This is a genomic window from Gracilibacillus lacisalsi DSM 19029 (assembly GCF_000377765.1).
In the GTDB taxonomy this organism is placed as follows: domain Bacteria; phylum Bacillota; class Bacilli; order Bacillales; family Amphibacillaceae; genus Gracilibacillus; species Gracilibacillus lacisalsi.
This window is the reverse complement of record NZ_KB898671.1, coordinates 50,657-68,933: the sequence shown is the minus strand read 5'-3', so window position 1 is coordinate 68,933 and position 18,277 is coordinate 50,657. Positions and strand designations below refer to the sequence as shown.

The window sequence follows — 18,277 nt, the reverse complement described above, 5'->3', positions numbered from 1 at the left end:
AAAATTGGAGGGAAAAGATGATGAAAATAGAATTAAATGGCACTTGGAATTTTTCGCTTGACCCGAAAAATGATCAGGATTGGGTGGGTCCAGATGCTGCTTTACCCCAGGATACGATTCAAATTCCCGGCTCTATAGAAGAGCAGGGATATGGGCAGTCTTCCACACACTTTCCAATCGGTACATGGAAAAAAGATCGAGAATATGAGGGTATAGCATGGTTTGTAAAAGAGATTGAAATACCTGAAAACATCAATCAAAACAATTTATATCTAGAATTAAAAGGAGTTAGATGGATTACACAGTTATGGATTGATGGTAATTATGTCGGGACAGAAGATAGTCTATCAACCATACAACGTTACGAAATTACACCATTTGTAAAAGCAGGGAAAAAACATCGATTTGTTATTAGGTTAGATAATCAGATGCATTTACCGTTGCAGGAAAGCCATATTCACTCTTACCATACATCGACTCATTGGGGAGGCATTACAGGTGGCATACAAATTATTTCTGAATTACCTCATACCATTCAGGATGTTAAGGTTAAAACCGAGATAAACCCTAAACTTGTTCACTTCGAAGTGGAAGTTGATAGGATAAACTGTGAGGATAGAAATAATTGGAGTATGTGTATTCATATTTATGATCAAAACAATACTTTAATTAAATCTAATGAATCAAATATTTTGGATAAGACTTCAGTTTTACAGCTAACCAAATCTATTCAAATAGAATTGGATGAAGCTAAAACATGGTCTCCAAATGAACCATATTTGTATCATGCAGAAATTGTACTTTTATATAATGGAAAGCAATATGATACAAAAAGCGTAAGATTTGGTCTAAGGACCATTTCCACTGAAAACAATCAAATTTTATTAAATGAAATTCCTGTATTTTTAACAGGGTATGTAGATTGTTGTATTTTTCCGCAAACAGGTTATCCAGAATGGGACATAGAGCATTATCGAAAACAATTTAGTGTAGTGAAGAGCTACGGTTTTAATCATGTGAGATTACACGGATGGACCCCACCAGAACCTTTCTGGCAAGCAGCAGATGAAGCTGGTATGCTTGTGCAAACCGAATTACCGCATTGGAGTAAACAGTATACCAAAAGTGAGAGTCAAGCACCTGAAGAAGTCCATACTTTCTTAACGCGAGAGTTGAAGCGAGTAATAAGGTCATTAAAGAATCATCCTTCATTTGTGATGTTATCGATGGGAAATGAATTAATTGCTGAAGACGGCCACCCACAGTTAAATGAATTAGTTTATTTAGCAAGACAACTAGATTCTAGTCGTATTTATACAGATAATACTGGCCATGGTCAATTACCTTCTCAAAGCCGTGAGGGTGACTTTTTTGTCCCAACACTCAATTGGCATCCTCCATACAATATTGATCATGCTGCTACAGCAGATACAACTACTGATTATGGTGAGGTGACCCGGTTAGAGAAAAATCCGCTAATTGCACATGAGCACGGTCAATTTACAATGTATGTGCGACCGGAAGAGGAAACTAAATATCAAGGTATACTTAAACCTCATTGGTTAGAAAGCATTAATAAGACTTTGGAGTCAAAAAGAATCACTTCCCGTACAAATGAATTTATTGAATCAACAGGAATACACCTTATTCGTTCCTTAAAGGAGAATATGGAAAAAGCACGAAGAACTCCTAACCTTTCAGGAATTCAATTATTGGATATACGCGATTTTCCTGGTCAAGGCCATGCTACTGTGGGAATATTAGATGTATTCTGGGATTCGAAAAATGTGGTAGAACCAAATAAGTTTCGTCAATTTAATGAGCAAACAGTGTTATTAATGAGATCCAAAAAACGAACATTTTACAATGACGAAGAAATAGCAGTAAGTATAGAATTATCACACTTTGGCTTACCAGTAGATACCGCGGATTTCAAATGGTCATTAAATATTGATAAAAACGTGTGGAAGCAGGGAGAAACTATTATAAATGATATCCCTGGAACTGGAAATATAGATTTAATAAAAATTAATGAAGAAATATCGGTAAATGAAGCAAAAAAGGTAACGCTTGAGGCTTCCATAATAATAAACGGAATTACGTTTAAAAATGAGTGGGATTTTTGGGTATTTCCACGTCAACAGCTTACTGAAAAGCCTGAACGGACTTGGACTAATATTCCCGAACTGCGCTCCGCTTTATTTGGTGCCCGAGTTGAAAAAACAATCGGGTTAGACGAGCATAGTTTTAAAAAAGAAAAAGATGTGGATTTAGCCATAACAGATCAAATAGGAAGGGATGTCTTACAATTTCTAGTAGATGGTGGAAAGGTATGGCTAATGGCTAAGGAGAATGGTCAACATGATGAGGTCTTAACTCGTTATCTACCAATATTTTGGAATTACTTATGGTTTCCTGAACAAGTAGGAACAACAATGGGAATGCGCATCCACTCACATCCAGTTTTCGATGAGTTTCCAAATGATGGGCACTCTGACTGGGGCTGGTATCATTTAGTAGATCGTACGATTGCTCTAAACTTAGAATTGACGCCTAATGTGAAGCCAATTATAGAAGTAATCGATAATTTCAATAGATCCAAAAAACTAGCATATGTTTATGAGGTAAATGTGGGGAGAGGGAAGCTCTTTGTATCAACTTTAAATCTAACTGATCGAAAAATGATGAAGAGTCCAGAATCTCATTTTCTTCTCTTTAAAATAATTGAGTACTTAAAAAGCAGTAACTTTCAACCAGATTCTTCGATTAGTGTAGGTGAATTAATTAGTACATTTAAAGTAAAATCACTATTTAATCTAAGATATTAAATTTGTTATTAAAAATAATTATGAAGTATGTGACGAACGATTCTGAGACCAAAGTGTTTTATGATCCAAACGATTATCGGACAATGATTCGATATCGTTTGGATTTTTTACATAATACAAAGATAATGCGCAACCGATTACAACGGTATAAATTTAAAATTAATATAATATAGTTATATTTTTAGCCTTTTTGTTCTTTCCGGTAAGCTGTTGGCGATGAGCCCATAATTTTTTTGAATAATCTTGAAAAATAATAGGGATCCGTAATACCAAGAGAATTACAAATTTCTTTTATACTCATATCTGTTAAATCTAACATCTCACAGGCACGCTGCATTTTAAGTCTAATAAAATAATCGATAGGTGGAAAGCCTGTTTCTTTTTTGAAAATATAAATAACGTGTTGTTTAGATAACCCTATAAATTTTGCCAAAGTGGATAGTTTGATCGTGGTATGAAGGTGGTCTATCATATACTGGATGGCACTCTCCAGATAATGTTCCCTCTTTTCTTCTTGCTGTGAACGTAGACTCGTAATCCCTATTGTACTAAGAAAATAGCGCATGGTTTGTGAAACGTGTATATGGTGAACCTTGGAATATGGTTTATCAATTAACATATTATAGCACTGGTCAAATAATTCTGTGAATTTAGTAAAGAAATTACTAGGAAATTGCAATGGTTCACCATTTAAACCAAAGCTTTCAATAAAGTGTGAGACGTGCTTTCCTCTTAAATGAAACCAATAAATACTCCATGGATTACTATCCTTACTCCCGTAACAATGAGGGGTTTCAGAAGGTATAACAATTAAAGTATTCTTTAAAATTATTTGTTTTGGTCCTTTATTTAATTCAACCCATCCTTCACCATTAGAACAATAAATGAAAATATGTGACTTTGTACCTGATTGCCTTTCGCGAAAGTGATATTTAGCATCGGGGAAAAATCCTATGTCTGTTACAAAGAAATCTTTTATTAATGCATGCTCAACTAGTTCTTCCTGTACATAGTCCGGTAAAACAAACAATTTCTCAGAATCAAACCCATCTCTTTTTCTGATATTTTCCATTTCTAATGCTCCTTATTTAAATTATTATTTTGTACAAAGTACTTCAATAAAAAAAGTATATCGTCAATTCAAATAATATGGTGTCAAAGTATTATCATTTTACACTATATGGTGACAAGTTAAGATAGCATATAGGAAGAAACGAGGGGATATAAACAAGTTCTTCTAAGTTGTTACTTGGATAAGCGTTATCATACTGATGTTATTATATCATCTCGGGGGTTGTTAATCATCTTTCTTTTTTATCCCACAAAAGTAAGCTGGACCAATAAAAACGATATATGAACCCATACATACAGGGGAGAAGGTGAACTTATTCTACGCGGCTATAACGAAGAATAATTTAAAAAAATGTGAGGTTACCTATTAAAAAGAGAGAGAAATATCAAAAAAATCAGAAAAGTCCATTGATTTTTCCTTCCAATCTATATTATTATAGTCTCTCTTAAAAATAGTGATCATAAAAACTCCATACTGATTTGATCCTTATTACCATGCATCTTCCAGACTAGCTCTTTTCTTGAGATAAACCGGATATCTTATCAAGTGAGATCTTGGAAATCGAAGCTAAGAGTACTTTATGATTTAGTGGTCTTTTCTATATTGTTATAACCATTCTACTAAGACTGATGTGTCATTTTACAATCCATCACTTACTTATTTCCCCTATTCATTTCACTCTTATAAGGGTAACGGAGAGAATAGTAGCTAATGTTAAAAGAATTATCTCTGAAAGGGAAAGAGATGATTCTACGGGAGCCATATTCATATGAATTAGTGACAAATAACTCAAAAACTGAGATAATTAAATAACATATAGATGAATTTATCGAAAAATAACCATTAAAGATTATTTTCACAAAATCTTGGTTCGGTAAAGAAGTAATAGAATGTCTAGAGGTGCAAAATATATGAAATTAAGCAATGTTATAAAGTGGTGTCTAGGTATTTTACTTATCTTCCTAATAATTGGTTGCCGAAATGAGGAATTATCGAAAGATGATGCCCTTCAGAAAATGATAGAAAACACTAAAGAATTAGAGAGTTTTAGTTTTCAACTCGATGCAGAGCAAATAGACGGTATGGATAATGAAACAAAGCTGGAACTTAAAGGAGAAACAACAGTTGATCCTTTTCATGCTAGCATGGAAATGAAACAGAAATTATATGATGAATGGGAAAACATGCTCACTTATTATCAAGAGGATATGGTGTATTATAATCACCCGGACCTTGATTATCTGGTGAAAGGTAAGATAACAGATGAAACAATATTACTTAAAGGTATGGAGAAACTTTACGAGAATATAGAAATGTTACAGTTTAATAAAGAAAGTGAAAACTATCTTTATGAGTACGATGGAGAAAATAAGGATAAGAATATTAGCATCCTGAAAGCATTGTATCCGGTGTTTGCTAAATCCTCATCCGTTGAACGAGGGGTGGCAGCATCTTTAATGTTCGATTATATAGATATCGTAGAGCTCAATGTCCGTATTAAAGTGAATAAACAGTCCCTTCAATTAACAGAATTGCAGATTGACTACATTGGTGAAAGTAAATTTGTAGAGTCAAATCCTCCCCAAATGAAAGAGACAGTCACCTTTGTACTATCTAATCATAATGAAATAGAAAATCTAGAATTACCAGCAGATGAAATCGAGAATGCACTTACTATTGCAGAACATTTCACTACAGATATCGAGGAGGAAGACGAAGAGGATAATAAAGATGAAGTCGAACAATTAGGTAATACTGGAGCTAATATTATGAATCATGGTAAGTGGGCTACAGACGGAGAATGGATTTATTTTTCTTCGCTTGGCAAAGGAATAAATCGCATGAGAAGGGATGGGACTGATCAAACACGGCTCTCCGAAGAAAGAGCAGCAAATATTAATGTGGTTAATGATAAGTTATATTACATACAGATAACTGAACCTGCTGATTTGACGCAAGGAGCAAAATTAATTCAGATGAATAAGGACGGCTCAGACCGTCAACAGATCTATGATATTTCAGCAACTAATCTAATAGTGAAAAATGAATGGATGTATTATCTTGAAGTCAGTGATACACCTACACCACGAGTCTATCTTGAAAAACAAAAAACAAATTTAAGTTATGGAGAAAGAATTCTCGAAGATGTAGGTAGATTTATAATAGAAAATGACAAAATCGTCTATCAAAAAACGGAAGATAATCAGCTATATTACACAGATATTGATGTTGATATTTATTCACAAGAATCAGAAACAGCTTTAGATGGAAAACGTGCTAGAAGTTTCGCTATGGAAGATGATTGGATATATTATGAAAATGCAAATCATAACTACCATTTGTATCGCTTCAACCTTGAAACAGAAAAAGAGGAAGAGTTAACAACATATCCCGTAGAAGGATTTAATGTTGATAACCATGTGTTTTATCGGAACCCTTCTGATAATTGGAGTCTATATAGGTTGGATGTAAATACAATGGAAAGTGAGAAATTGGATGAAGGGTCAGTCTATTTTTTGCATATTATTGATGGATATGTGTACTATGCAAAAATTGAAGAAGTCGATACAGAAGATTGGTATCGAATCCCAGTAGACGGTAAGGAAATAGAGAAAGTACAGTTTTGAACAATCATATCAGACCACAAGATAGGGAGGGCCAAGGTTTCTGAAATTGATAACTCTTTTCGGTAAAAAAACAACAACTAATTTCGTTGGGTACTTCTCAAAGTGGTCCATGGCTTAAATTCGATAGAAGGTTAAGCGACAAGTACAGTATGGAAACGATATGTGAAAGGCGATTCCGTTCGGGTCGTCTTTTTTCGTTCAAGGTGTTAATAAAATCACATAAAAAATGTAGAATGATAGGAGCGTAATACATTGAACGAATACAACTCAAACAAAATATCGTCCCAACCAGCCAAGCATGTAAACGATAGTGTTCAATCATTATTAGGTAACGGGACAAAGGGGGTAGTGTTGTTTTGCTGGAAAGAATTAAAAGTGTAGGTTGGAAGAAGATATGCTTATACATAATCATTGTCATCTTCTTGTTGATTATATTTAGTTTTGTCATTCTTTTCGGGACTTTATTATTAATGGACAAATATGACGATAGATATGATGAAAATGAACTTACGCTTTATAATGCGGTTGATTTATCATCATAAGTATGTTTTTATAATTTTAACATTAAAATCGAATCCTTAATGACAGACCCAATATAAAAAGAACTTTGAGACTAATTTATTTAAAGCCCCACACATAATTTGCAAATTGTGTGAGGCTTTTTCAATCTCTCAGAAAGCAGCTGAATAATTAATAATAATAGGAAGAAACTGAAGATATTATCGATACCTTATTTCATACAAAATATAAATATTTGCTGCTATTCGTTGTCGAACCAGTTAATAGGTTCTGGATTCAAGTTTTGGAAGATATGCTTTGTTTCTGTATATTCTTCTAGTCCAAGTTTGCCTAATTCACGACCGATACCGGATTGTTTGAAGCCGCCCCATGGAGCATGAGGGAAGTAAAGGTTGAAATCATTAATCCACACAGTGCCCATGCGCATTTTGACAGCACAACGCTCTGCTTTAACGATGTCGTTGGTCCAAACGCCACCAGCTAATCCATAAATAGAGTTATTGGCTAGCTCAACAGCCTCTTCCTCTGTTCGAAATTTTTCTACCGTAATGATTGGACCAAAAGCTTCGTCTTGCACAATACTCATATCTGCTGTGCAATCCGTGAAAATTGTTGGTAAATAGAAAAAGCCATTTTGCAGTGCTGGCTCTTCTGGACGCTTACCGCCGAGTACAAGCTGCGCGCCTTCCTTTATTCCTGCTTCCACATAGTGCTCAACCTTTGCTAAGTGCTCAGCTGAAATAAGTGGACCCATTTGAGTATCCGGATTAAAACCACTACCGATTTTAATGTTTTTAACACGCTCGACTAGTGCTTCTACGAATTTATCATGAATACTTTCTTCAACAATTAGTCGTGTTCCAGCTGAACAAATTTGTCCGGCATGGAAGAATACTGCATTCATCGCTTGATCCACTGCTGTTTCAAAGTCGGTATCAGCAAAAACAAGGTTAGGATTTTTCCCACCAAGTTCAAGCGCAAGTTTTTTTACATTAACACTAGCAGCTTGCATTATTTTTTTCCCCGTTTCAATTCCACCTGTGAAGGAGATTAAATCGACATCAACGTTCGTAGAAAGCTCCGATCCAACTGTATTGCCTGCTCCAAGCACTAGGTTTGCCACACCAGCTGGGATACCTGCTTCTTCTATTAATTCAAATACTTTAACGGTTGTAAGAGGTGTAATTTCACTTGGTTTCATTACAAGCGAGTTCCCGGTGACCAAGGCTGGTGCAAGCTTCCAAGATGCTTGTAGTAATGGATAATTCCAAGGTGTAATTTGTCCACAAACACCTACAGGCTCGTGTACAACTTTACTCACCGAATTTGGAACAGGGGACGCAATGATTTCTCCACCATCCTTGTCGCCGATTTCAGCATAATAGCGAAATACTCCGGCGATATCATCCATATCCCAGCGACTTTCTTCTACTGTTTTACCTGTATCAAGTGATTCCAGTTCAGCTAGTTCTTCTTTATCACGCTCGATTAGCTCAGCAATTCTTCGAACAATGCCTGCTCGTTCTGTTGCTGGTGTGTTGGGCCAATTCCCTTGATCAAACGCTTGTCTTGCAGCTGCTATGGCTGCTTTTGCATCCGATTGATCTCCTTCTGCAACCATTGCAATTTCTTCTTGATTGTATGGATTGATAATGGTACGCATTTGACCACTATTGGCATCCACCCATTTTCCGTCTATAAACATCTTTTTTATTTTTACCAAGTTGACTTCCTCCTTTTAAAAACAATAAATCACGATCCCTAGTACCGCTGAACAACAAATAACCCAAACTGGTGACACCTCTATATAAATAGCGGAATTAATTGCAATCGAACTAGGAACTGTTTGAGCTACTGCTACAACGTTTGGAATTTCTTCTTTTGTAAGCCATTTTCGTTTATTTACTACTTTACTCTCAATGTGGGGAATCATGGCGACCCCACCGCCAAAGGTGAGAGGGCTAATTTTGATAAAGGTTAGAAAAATAGCTAGTAAATCTGTGAAATAGCTTTGAGTTGCTACTACTTGTTTTTCTTGAGAAATCAAGTTTTACACGCCGCCTAATACTCTTGTACTATGAGGTGGTTGGACTTTGGCTTTAGGATCGATATAATGCTTCGCTTGGCTAATCGCAGTTGGCGCTTCACCAAAACCGGAGGCGATTAGTTTTACTTTACCAGCGTGTGTTGTAATATCACCTGCTGCATATATCCCTGTGATATTTGTTTCCATTTTTTCGTTTACTACAATTGATTTTTTTTCGAGTTCTATTCCCCACTCACGAATGGCACCCAAATCAGAAAGGAAACCATGATTGACAATAAGAGCGTCTATCTCAAGCTCCTCAGTCCGTTCCCCCTTATTTTCTTTAATGACAACTTGTTTTATCAAGCCGTCATAACCGATTAACTCATCAATAACCATTGGTGTTTTTATCTGAACAGATGATTCTTTCAATTGATTAACACTGTGTTCGTGTGCTCTAAAATCATTTCGTCGGTGGACAAGTGAAACCTCATCGGCAATGGATTCTAACATAAGAGCCCAATCAACAGCGGAGTCTCCACCGCCTGCAACACACACCTTTTGACCTTTAAATGCTTGCAGATCCGTAATCGAGTAGAGAAGGTTGTTTCCTTCGTATTCGCTAGCTGTTTCATGCTTGAGACGGCGTGGTTGGAAGGCACCTGCACCACTTGTTATAATGACGGTTTTTCCGTAGTGAACCTCTTTTGTTGTCGTTACTTGAAATAATTGCTCATCCAGTTTTTCTACGGATGTCACATTCTCTTCTAAACAAATTTCTGGGTTGAATTGTTTCGCTTGTTCTTCCAATTGGTTTACTAAATCTTTTGCTAAAACATTTGGAAAGCCAGCTACATCGTAAATATATTTTTCCGGGTATAAAGCCATCAGCTGCCCACCAACTTGTGGCAAGCTATCGATGACTTTGACTGACATTTCACGCATACCTCCATAAAAGGCAGCGAACAAGCCCGTTGGTCCTGCACCAATAATGATTGAATCTACGACATTTTCTGATCGATTCATAGTTTTTTCACCTTCTTCTTTAATATGCTAGATGGACAGACTAAATAGTTGTCTGCTCTTTTACTGTTTATTTATAAACAATCACATTCTTTTCTTCGATTCTAACTTTATAACTAGGCAGTTTTTTGTTTGGATTAGCTAGCATTCTACCTTCATCTTTAATGTCAAACTCTCTTCCATGCCATGGGCAACGGATAATTTCACCTTTTCGACAGTAATGATAGTCTCCAGGTTTACTTTCATTAGTCGTCGCTCCACAGATCATTCCTTTATCAAGTGGGGCCCCTTGATGTGTACATTGATTTAGAAATGCGTAAAATTCACCATCTAATGTTCGACAAACTAACACATTTTGCTTTCCGAAATTAGTAGCCTTCATTTCACCAGGTTCGATATCTGTAGTTTTACATACGACTTGTTCCTTCATAATTTAACCCTCCTACTTTGGTAGTTTTGGATAAAATGCTTTTGCGTTGTCTGCGAATATTTTCTTCTTTAGGTCTGGGTCCATATTCGGTAATGCACGAGTCGGCGAATCATAATCCCAGTGCGGGTAATCAGTAGAGAAACATAGGATCTCATCGGTCCCCATTTGGTCAATAAGAGATGCAAATTCTTGTTTAGTTAGTTCTTCCGCTGGTTGTGTAGTAACACGAATTTGTTCTTTGAAAATATCACTAGGTTTTCTTTTTAACCATGGCACTTCATGACGTAAATCGCGGTATTGTTGGTCCATTTTCCACATGATGTGAGGTACCCAAGTGAAGCCACCTTCGATCATCATTAAGCCAAGGTTTGGATATTTATCAAAAACGCCATTGAAAATCATATTTGTTACTTGTTTCATGTGAGCAGTCGGGATTAAAGTATGCCACTCAATGAAGTATCTTGGCCATTTACCGTAATAGACAGGTGGTTCATTATGGTGCATACCGATCATTAAATTATGCTTTTCTGCTGCTTCAAAAATTGGATGGTAGAATGGATCGCCCCACATGATGTCATCAATCGGTAGTAAAACTTGCACCATTTTCGGATGGGACCCGACTCTTTCAATTTCCCTTACCGCCGCGTCGCGATCTTGGGCTGCGATATGAACAGATCCATATAAACGGTCATCTTTTTCTAACCATTCTTCAATTTGCCAATCATTGTAGGCAGTTGCTAATGCAGTCGCCATTTCATACCAGCCATGCATAGATGATGGCGAAGGGTCTAATGCACTCGTTAAGATGCCGAATTCATGACCGATATCATCTAGCAACTGTTTTTGCATAAAGGCTAAGTCTGATCCAGCTGGACGGCCATCTGGTATGATTGCATCTGCTCGATCTACACCAGCAACAGCAGGCTGGGTGTATGGCATATGCTTTTCTTGGATCCAATGACAGTTTTGAATGTAATGTTTAAAAGGTTCATCTAAATATTTCAAGATATCCTCATATTGGACTCGCTCGTGTATATCTGTATCAACGATTCGAATTTGTTCTTTAGCCATCTTCATTCCTCCCAGTTCTTTGTTATGATATTGTGTATTTTAGCAGTGGATTAAAATTCCTCCAAACTCGCTGAGTGGCATTGAGTAGCATTTAGCTTGGTCAGTGAAGCTCAGTGAAGCTCAGTGAACGTCAGTGACATTTTTTGAATTTTTCACCGCTATTCGGAAGGTGGATGGTAGATGTATAGAAATAAAAAACCACTCTCGGCTTACGGAAGCCAAGAGTGGTTTGGTAAGAATGTATTAACATGTAATTAAATAGATTGCTCACTTTGCTCTGCTTGTTTTTTCCTTTTTCGGTTTCTTCGTCTAGGTTCTTTTACGACCTCTTTTTTGGCTGATTTGTAGAACGATCCTCCCATTAAAAGCATCACGATAGAGAATGGTAATGCAGCAATAATCAACATGTTTTGTAATCCCTGTGTACCACCGAAGTAGACAATAATAGCTGCCATTGCTGACATTGTAAGTCCCCAAATGATTTTTACGGAATTGGCAGGGTTAATCGAGCCTGATGTACTAAGCATACCGAGTACAAATGTTGCTGAATCAGCTGAAGTGATGAAAAAGATCGCAATGACGACAATGGTGATAAGTGACATCAGTTGACCTAGTGGATAATGTTGAAGGACTCCGAACGTTGTTGTTTCAAGAGAGTAGTTTGAAATAGCATCGATTCCATTTTGCTCAATATTTAGTGCAGAAACCCCAAATACGGCAAAAAATATGAAACATACTAACGCGGGGACAATAAGAACACCAAGCATAAATTCTTTTATAGTTCGTCCCTTAGATATCCTAGCGATAAAAATTCCGACAAATGGAGCCCATGATATCCACCATGCCCAGTAGAAGATTGTCCAATTATCAATCCAAGTTCGACCTTTTTCATTTAATGGTGACAGACGGAAACTCATATCAAAAAAGTTTGCAAGATAACTACCAAGCGTTGTTGTAAACATATTTAAAATATATATCGTTGGTCCAACAATAAATAACAGTAGTAATAATGCAAAACCAAGTCCCATGTTTATATTACTTAAATATTTTATTCCTTTCCCAATACCTGACCAAGCTGAAATAATAAATAATACAGTGGCAACGGTTAGAATTAATAATTGCATTCCAAAATTATTTGGAGTATCGAAAAGGTAAGCAAGGCCACCATTAATCTGGGCTGATCCAAAACCTAACGTAGAAGCTACACCAACTACTGTTGCGAAAATAGCTAGCGTATCAATGACTTTTCCAGGCCACCCTTGCATACTTTTTTCACCGAATATCGGTATCAGTGTTGCACTTATTAATCCGGGAAGATCTTTACGGAATTTAAAATAAGCTAATACAAGTGCTACAACGCCATAAACTGCCCATGCATGAATCCCCCAGTGGAAAAAAGAATATTGTAATGACTGTCTAATCGCTTCATTAGATCCTGTCGCTGCCCCTGGTGGACTCTTAAATGCATGAGAAATTGGTTCCGCGGTAGTCCAAAAGACTAATCCCATCCCCATTCCTGCACTGAATAACATGGCAAACCATGTAGATAAATTAAAATCAGGTTTGTCGTCATCTTTACCTAATTTAATTTTCCCGAATCTTGAAAAAATTAAATAAATGCAAGAAGCGAGTAATAGCATAATAATTAAGAGGTAGTACCATCCAAATGCTTCAGAAATATACGTTGTTACATTTGATGTTACCGTCTGTAAATGATTTGGCGATACAGCTCCCCATGTAACTATTACGGCACAAATTATAAGCGTGTACCAAAAAACTGAACTAACATTTTTCACATTTTCACCTCAATTAATATTTTTTCAACTTCGTCATTATCTCTTAATATTATAAAAATATCAACATTATGTGACTTTTAGTATGAAAAGAAAGGGGGGGCTAAAGGTCTACTACAGGCCGATAAAATCGAAGATAAGTAAACTTGTATCTAGTAAGATAAAAACTTTAATTAATTACAGGAACATAAATTTTTAGTTGAAAAAGAGTAGAAGGAAAAGGAATAAATATGTGAATCCGGTAATAAGTGGTACGAATGAAATTAAAGAAGACTGACCTTCATGTAGATAATTCAGTGGTATCTCTATGGATAATGGATTGGTTGAAATCTTGTCATGACGTTATAAAACCCGGAGCCATCATACTCCGGGTTCAACAATAATTATAGCTTATTCACCTACTTCTATTGGCAGGCTATTATCAGATGACCACTCCACCATAGAGCCATCATAGACAGCAACATCTTCACGCCCAAGTGCGAACAATGCTAGTGCATTCCATGTTGCAGCAATTCCGCCACCACAATAGGTAATCACTTTTTTGGATGGATCTAGTGCACCGACTGGTTCAAAAAGTTCATGTAATTTTTCTTTGTCCGGCAGTCCCTTGGTTTTCGGATCTGTAACATCGCCAAAGAAAACATTTTTACTGTTGGGAATATGCCCATTACGGGGATAAGAATTTGTCTCACCTTTAAATTCAGCAGGGGACAGGCAATTAACGATAACGGTTGAGCTATTATGCATTGCTTCTTTCACATCTTCTTTTGATGCTAGTAGTTCAGGTCTTCGTTGTCCAGTAAAAGTAGCTTTCGGATAAGATCCTGGTTCACTTGTCAATGGACGCCCTTCTTCTTTCCACTTTGGTAAACCACCGGCTAATATGTATACCTCATCGAAACCCTCAAGTCGAAGCTGCCACCATAGTCGCGATGCCCAATCGGAAGCTGAGAATGTTGCTCCAACAACAGGCCCACGGTCATAGACAACAACATAGGTATCATCCCCTACACCTAATTCAGACATTTTTTGAACAAACTGATCGTGTTGGGCTGCAGTTAATGGGAGGGGAGCATTAGGATCACTTAACTCATGTATTAGATCTGCGAAAACTGCACCAGGAATATGTTCCTTAACATATTCTTCTTTTCCGGAGGAGATATCCACTCCATTTTCGTCTTGTTTCATAATCACTGTAGCATCTAGCAAGCGTAGTTTTGGGTCATTTAAATGAGACTTTAGCCAATCAGTATCAACCATTAAATGGTTATTATTCATATATGTACCTCCAGTTGGGTTGGGTATTGCTAACCCAGATTTTTTGAAATTTCTAGAATTATCTTTCTATTACTTATAATACAGTTTATTAACTAATCGGATAAAATTCAAAAATTCAGTCTCTCTTTTTTAGCTATAATCATTTTTGAAAAGGTAATTATCAAAAATATAGATAACATTTATTACAGTGTGAAACATTCTACTATGTTTGGTGTGAAATGGAAATGTGTTGAATGATATAGTTCCAAGTGATGTTCATTGAAGATTTATCACAAGAAATATTTATCAAATGCTATAAATTTCTTGATACATTCCAAAATCGTTCCTCCTATCAAACTTGGTTGTACAGGATTATTGCTGGAATATGTGTATTCTGCCAAAATTGAAGAAGTTGTTACAGAAGATTGGTATCGAATACCAGTAGGCGGTAAAGAATAGAGTTAAGTACAGTTTTGACCACTCATACCAGTTATTCAATTGCATTCACTTATTGCGCATATTTTTTTCAAAAGCTACTGACGATAAATAATCAATAGACCAATATAAACATTTGTAGTTATAAAAGGTCATGAATAGGCAAGTCTGCTTCTTTTATCTTCTTCCCGTCTTGGATACTTCTAATGGCATAGGAGTTCGACCCGTTTGAGAAGAATTAATTAATATTGCAAAATCGGATGATACAAGAGCTGTTAGATCAATGCTTTTCTGAATAACTGAATTGTACGTTCGACATTTTCCTTCAAATAAAGTAAGTCATACGTCAGATTCTTTGCCATCCCATTGAGAATAAAAATATTCCTATCAGGGAATAGTAAACCAAAATATGTATTGGAGTACTATCTATTATGAGGAGATTGTTTAACACTATAAAACAGTATCGCAAAAGTAAGTTGCCAGAAACAATGGATTCTGCTATATCAACTGACCTTGACAATAATATCAAATTCTTTAAGAAACAGTTTGAAAACTCATCTGACATAGTATTCCGGCAAATAACGACACCTAAAAATAAAGCTTATATCATTTTTATTGATGGTTTAATTGATTCAGCACGAATTGAACTTCATGCCATTCAACAGCTATTGGAGCAAACACCAGCCGATGCGCTAGATGCGACTTACATAGAGGAACAAATTATTTCAGTAAATTCCGTTACTGAAGAGAATAAATTGAAAAAGCTTATAAAGCAAATTTTAGACGGTAATACTATTTTGTTAATTGATAAATTTGATAAAGCTTTAGTATTAGATGCAAAAGGTGGTTCGAGCAGGAGTATTTCAGAGCCAGATACTGAATCAGTTATTCGCGGTCCACGTGAAGGGTTTACGGAGAGCCTCCGAGTAAATACATCATTAGTAAGGCGAAAGATTCATTCCAACCATTTAAAAGTTGTATCGAGAACTGTCGGTAGCGAGACGCAGACATCGCTAGCGATTCTTTACTTGGAGAATCTTGCACCTCCACAATTAGTTGAAGAAGTTCTATCTAGAATCGATCGGATTGAAATTGATGGAATATTAGAAAGTGGATATATAGAGGAATTAATTGAGGATGATTCATGGAGTCCTTTTCCACAAATCCAAAATACCGAAAGACCTGATACTGTAGCTGCCAATTTATTAGAAGGTAGAGTTTCCATTATTGTGGATGGAACACCTTTTGTACTCATACTACCAACAAGCTTCTGGCAATTCATACAAGCAAGTGAGGATTATTATCAACGGTTTCATATATCTGTTTTCTTACGTTTATTACGGATAAGCCTTCTTTTTCTTGCTTTATTAATGCCTGCTTTTTATGTAGCAATTGCGTCTTTCCATCAAGACATGATTCCTACAACGCTACTTTTAAGTATTACCGCAAGTAGGGAAGCCATCCCCTTCCCTGTATTTATTGAGGCGTTAATTATGGAGCTTTCATTTGAAGCTCTACGGGAAGCAGGTGTCCGTTTGCCAAAAGTTATCGGCCAAGCGGTTAGTATTCTGGGTGCACTAGTTATTGGGACTGCAGCTGTGGAGGCGGGGATAGTTTCAGCACCAATGGTTATCACTGTTTCTCTAACTGGAATTGCTTCCTTTACGATACCGAGATTTAATATGGCTATATCCATTCGACTCTTACGCTTTCCAATGATGATACTTGCAGGTATGTTTGGCTTATTTGGAATAGTTTTAGGTTCAATTGTTTTATTAACACATCTTTGTAAATTAAGATCCTTTGGTATCCCTTATTTCTCTCCACTTAGCCCATTAAAATGGAGTGACTTAAAAGACGTATTCGTCCGCGTACCTTGGTGGGACATGGGCAGTCGACCAAACCAGTTTGTAAAAGAAGATCCTGTAAGAGAAGGAAGTAATTTAAAGCCTTCTCCTAATCAGAAAAAGTCATAAACATGAATGGGAGAATGATAATGACTTTATACAAAAAAGGGTATTTACTTATTTTTTGTTTATTTGTTTTAACAGGATGTTGGGACCGCATTGAAGTCAACGATTTAGCTTTCGTAACGGCAACAGGGATTGACAAAATAGAAGAAAATAGATTTAGAACAGCTGTACAAATTCCTTTGCCTGGTAATATGGGTGGAGCTGGTTCATCTGGTGGTGGAGGAGGCTCCGGTGGGGAATTGCCTTATTATGTTGACTCTGGATTAGGGAGGAATATAAGAGAAAGCAATGATGATCTTCAACAAAGGATGTCAAGAAAACTTTATTTCTCTCACCGGCGAGTCATTATTTTCGGTGCAGAAATGGCCCGAAGTGGATTTAAAAAATCTCTAGAAGTAATTATAGAACAACCTCAATCTAGATTGTCCGCCTATGTTCTAATTACAAAAGGAGAAGCGATTGGAGTACTGAACTCTACCCCACACCTTGAACAATTTTCATCGGAAGCGATTAGAGAAATGGCGAAATATGGTTTATCAATTTCGGTAAAAGATGTCTTGAATGATATAGAAAAAAACGGTAAAGATCCAGTTATTCCTATTGTTGAAACAAAAAAGACTCAAAACGAAGACGAAGAAAATATGAAAGACGAAATTATGGTCAAAGGTGCCGCCATTCTAAAAAATGACAAATTGAAATTCTTTACCAACGAAGAAGAAGCTTTAGGTGTTTCCTGGTTACTAGAAGAGTCGCCACAGAAAAACTACACTTTTTCTGTGGGGGAAAATGACGAAATAAATGTAAGTATTGATGAAAAAAGCTTAAACCACACCCACTTTATTTCGGAAGGTACACCTTCTTTTTCATTAACGGTGGATATTGAAGCAACCGTGATGCAAAACGAGGCTGATTCAGATCTGGATAATCTTGATAGCTACCAGTTAGTAATAGACAGCATGGAGAAAAAAATCAAGAAAGAAATTGATGCACTATTAGATCACTCTACATCTGAAGGAATTGATGTATATGGTTTCGGATGGCACTTGTATCAACAAGAGAATAGACAGTGGGAGGAGAAATGGGCTGATAACTGGAGTAGCATACTGAAAGAAATGGAAATTGATGTACAGGTAAACGCAACAATTCAAGAATCTACGAATCCGGGAATAACAATAAAGGAATGATTAAATATGGTTGGAACAATAGGAATCCTATCGATTTTA

The 18,277-nt window shown here is 36.4% G+C and carries 14 protein-coding genes; 6 read left to right on the top strand and 8 right to left on the bottom strand.

All coding sequences use genetic code 11. From position 1 onward, the window contains the following. The first annotated feature begins 17 nt into the window (after window positions 1-17). A complete protein-coding gene (locus D569_RS0114875; RefSeq protein ID WP_018933234.1) occupies window positions 18-2,828 on the top strand; it encodes a glycoside hydrolase family 2 protein in 2,811 nt (936 codons plus the stop codon). Window positions 2,829-3,009: 181 nt separating this feature from the next. Here the strand turns inward: D569_RS0114875 and D569_RS0114870 are convergent, their stop codons facing one another. Next, window positions 3,010-3,900, bottom strand: coding sequence for an AraC family transcriptional regulator (locus tag D569_RS0114870; protein ID WP_018933233.1), 891 nt, complete (start codon window positions 3,898-3,900; stop codon window positions 3,010-3,012). 911 nt (window positions 3,901-4,811) lie between these two features. Between D569_RS0114870 and D569_RS0114865 the strand changes: the two genes are divergently transcribed. Then, complete coding sequence (locus D569_RS0114865; RefSeq protein WP_169336450.1) at window positions 4,812-6,527, top strand: DUF6612 family protein; 1,716 nt, start codon at window positions 4,812-4,814, stop codon at window positions 6,525-6,527. Window positions 6,528-6,883: 356 nt separating this feature from the next. Continuing rightward, entirely contained in the window at window positions 6,884-7,069 is a 186-nt protein-coding gene (locus D569_RS0114860) for a hypothetical protein (protein WP_018933231.1), read from the top strand. 218 nt (window positions 7,070-7,287) lie between these two features. On the opposite strand, the gene betB is transcribed toward D569_RS0114860, so the two are convergent. From betB to D569_RS0114825, 7 genes are all read right to left on the bottom strand, one after another. Beyond that, window positions 7,288-8,751: a betaine-aldehyde dehydrogenase gene (gene betB / locus D569_RS0114855; RefSeq protein ID WP_033405046.1), complete on the bottom strand. Its 1,464-nt coding sequence runs from the start codon at window positions 8,749-8,751 to the stop codon at window positions 7,288-7,290. A gap of 33 nt (window positions 8,752-8,784) precedes the next feature. Next, window positions 8,785-9,093: a chromate transporter gene (locus D569_RS22960; RefSeq protein ID WP_018933229.1), complete on the bottom strand. Its 309-nt coding sequence runs from the start codon at window positions 9,091-9,093 to the stop codon at window positions 8,785-8,787. Between the two features lie 3 nt (window positions 9,094-9,096). Further along, a complete protein-coding gene (locus D569_RS0114845) occupies window positions 9,097-10,098 on the bottom strand; it encodes an NAD(P)/FAD-dependent oxidoreductase (protein WP_018933228.1) in 1,002 nt (333 codons plus the stop codon). Between the two features lie 67 nt (window positions 10,099-10,165). Next, window positions 10,166-10,525 carry a Rieske (2Fe-2S) protein gene (locus D569_RS0114840; protein WP_018933227.1) on the bottom strand — a complete coding sequence of 120 codons (360 nt, stop codon included), beginning with the start codon at window positions 10,523-10,525 and terminating at the stop codon, window positions 10,166-10,168. Between the two features lie 12 nt (window positions 10,526-10,537). Then, window positions 10,538-11,596, bottom strand: a complete 1,059-nt coding sequence (locus D569_RS0114835) for an amidohydrolase family protein (protein ID WP_018933226.1) — start codon at window positions 11,594-11,596, stop codon at window positions 10,538-10,540. A gap of 254 nt (window positions 11,597-11,850) precedes the next feature. After that, entirely contained in the window at window positions 11,851-13,392 is a 1,542-nt protein-coding gene (locus tag D569_RS0114830; RefSeq protein ID WP_018933225.1) for a glycine betaine uptake BCCT transporter, read from the bottom strand. Between the two features lie 387 nt (window positions 13,393-13,779). Then, window positions 13,780-14,667, bottom strand: coding sequence for a sulfurtransferase (locus D569_RS0114825; RefSeq protein WP_018933224.1), 888 nt, complete (start codon window positions 14,665-14,667; stop codon window positions 13,780-13,782). A gap of 251 nt (window positions 14,668-14,918) precedes the next feature. Between D569_RS0114825 and D569_RS0114820 the strand changes: the two genes are divergently transcribed. The 3 genes from D569_RS0114820 to D569_RS0114810 all read left to right on the top strand — a co-directional run bounded on the left by D569_RS0114820 (window position 14,919) and on the right by D569_RS0114810 (window position 18,238). Continuing rightward, window positions 14,919-15,053: a sigma factor gene (locus D569_RS0114820; protein WP_083939058.1), complete on the top strand. Its 135-nt coding sequence runs from the start codon at window positions 14,919-14,921 to the stop codon at window positions 15,051-15,053. 459 nt (window positions 15,054-15,512) lie between these two features. Further along, window positions 15,513-17,057 (top strand): spore germination protein, encoded by a 1,545-nt coding sequence (locus D569_RS0114815; protein WP_018933222.1) that lies wholly within the window; start codon window positions 15,513-15,515, stop codon window positions 17,055-17,057. Between the two features lie 20 nt (window positions 17,058-17,077). Next, entirely contained in the window at window positions 17,078-18,238 is a 1,161-nt protein-coding gene (locus tag D569_RS0114810) for a Ger(x)C family spore germination protein (protein WP_018933221.1), read from the top strand. Window positions 18,239-18,277 lie beyond the last annotated feature (39 nt).

What these genes read in the sequence shown, in the direction of transcription:
- D569_RS0114870 (WP_018933233.1), bottom strand. Translation starts at nt 3,900, where the DNA reads ATGGAAAATATCAGAAAAAGAGATGGGTTTGATTCTGAGAAATTGTTT.
- betB (WP_033405046.1), bottom strand. Translation starts at nt 8,751, where the DNA reads ATGTTTATAGACGGAAAATGGGTGGATGCCAATAGTGGTCAAATGCGT.
- D569_RS0114875 (WP_018933234.1), top strand. Translation starts at nt 18, where the DNA reads ATGATGAAAATAGAATTAAATGGCACTTGGAATTTTTCGCTTGACCCG.
- D569_RS0114820 (WP_083939058.1), top strand. Translation starts at nt 14,919, where the DNA reads ATGTTCATTGAAGATTTATCACAAGAAATATTTATCAAATGCTATAAA.
- D569_RS0114845 (WP_018933228.1), bottom strand. Translation starts at nt 10,098, where the DNA reads ATGAATCGATCAGAAAATGTCGTAGATTCAATCATTATTGGTGCAGGA.
- D569_RS0114835 (WP_018933226.1), bottom strand. Translation starts at nt 11,596, where the DNA reads ATGGCTAAAGAACAAATTCGAATCGTTGATACAGATATACACGAGCGA.
- D569_RS0114815 (WP_018933222.1), top strand. Translation starts at nt 15,513, where the DNA reads ATGAGGAGATTGTTTAACACTATAAAACAGTATCGCAAAAGTAAGTTG.
- D569_RS0114825 (WP_018933224.1), bottom strand. Translation starts at nt 14,667, where the DNA reads ATGAATAATAACCATTTAATGGTTGATACTGATTGGCTAAAGTCTCAT.
- D569_RS0114840 (WP_018933227.1), bottom strand. Translation starts at nt 10,525, where the DNA reads ATGAAGGAACAAGTCGTATGTAAAACTACAGATATCGAACCTGGTGAA.
- D569_RS0114810 (WP_018933221.1), top strand. Translation starts at nt 17,078, where the DNA reads ATGACTTTATACAAAAAAGGGTATTTACTTATTTTTTGTTTATTTGTT.
- D569_RS0114865 (WP_169336450.1), top strand. Translation starts at nt 4,812, where the DNA reads ATGAAATTAAGCAATGTTATAAAGTGGTGTCTAGGTATTTTACTTATC.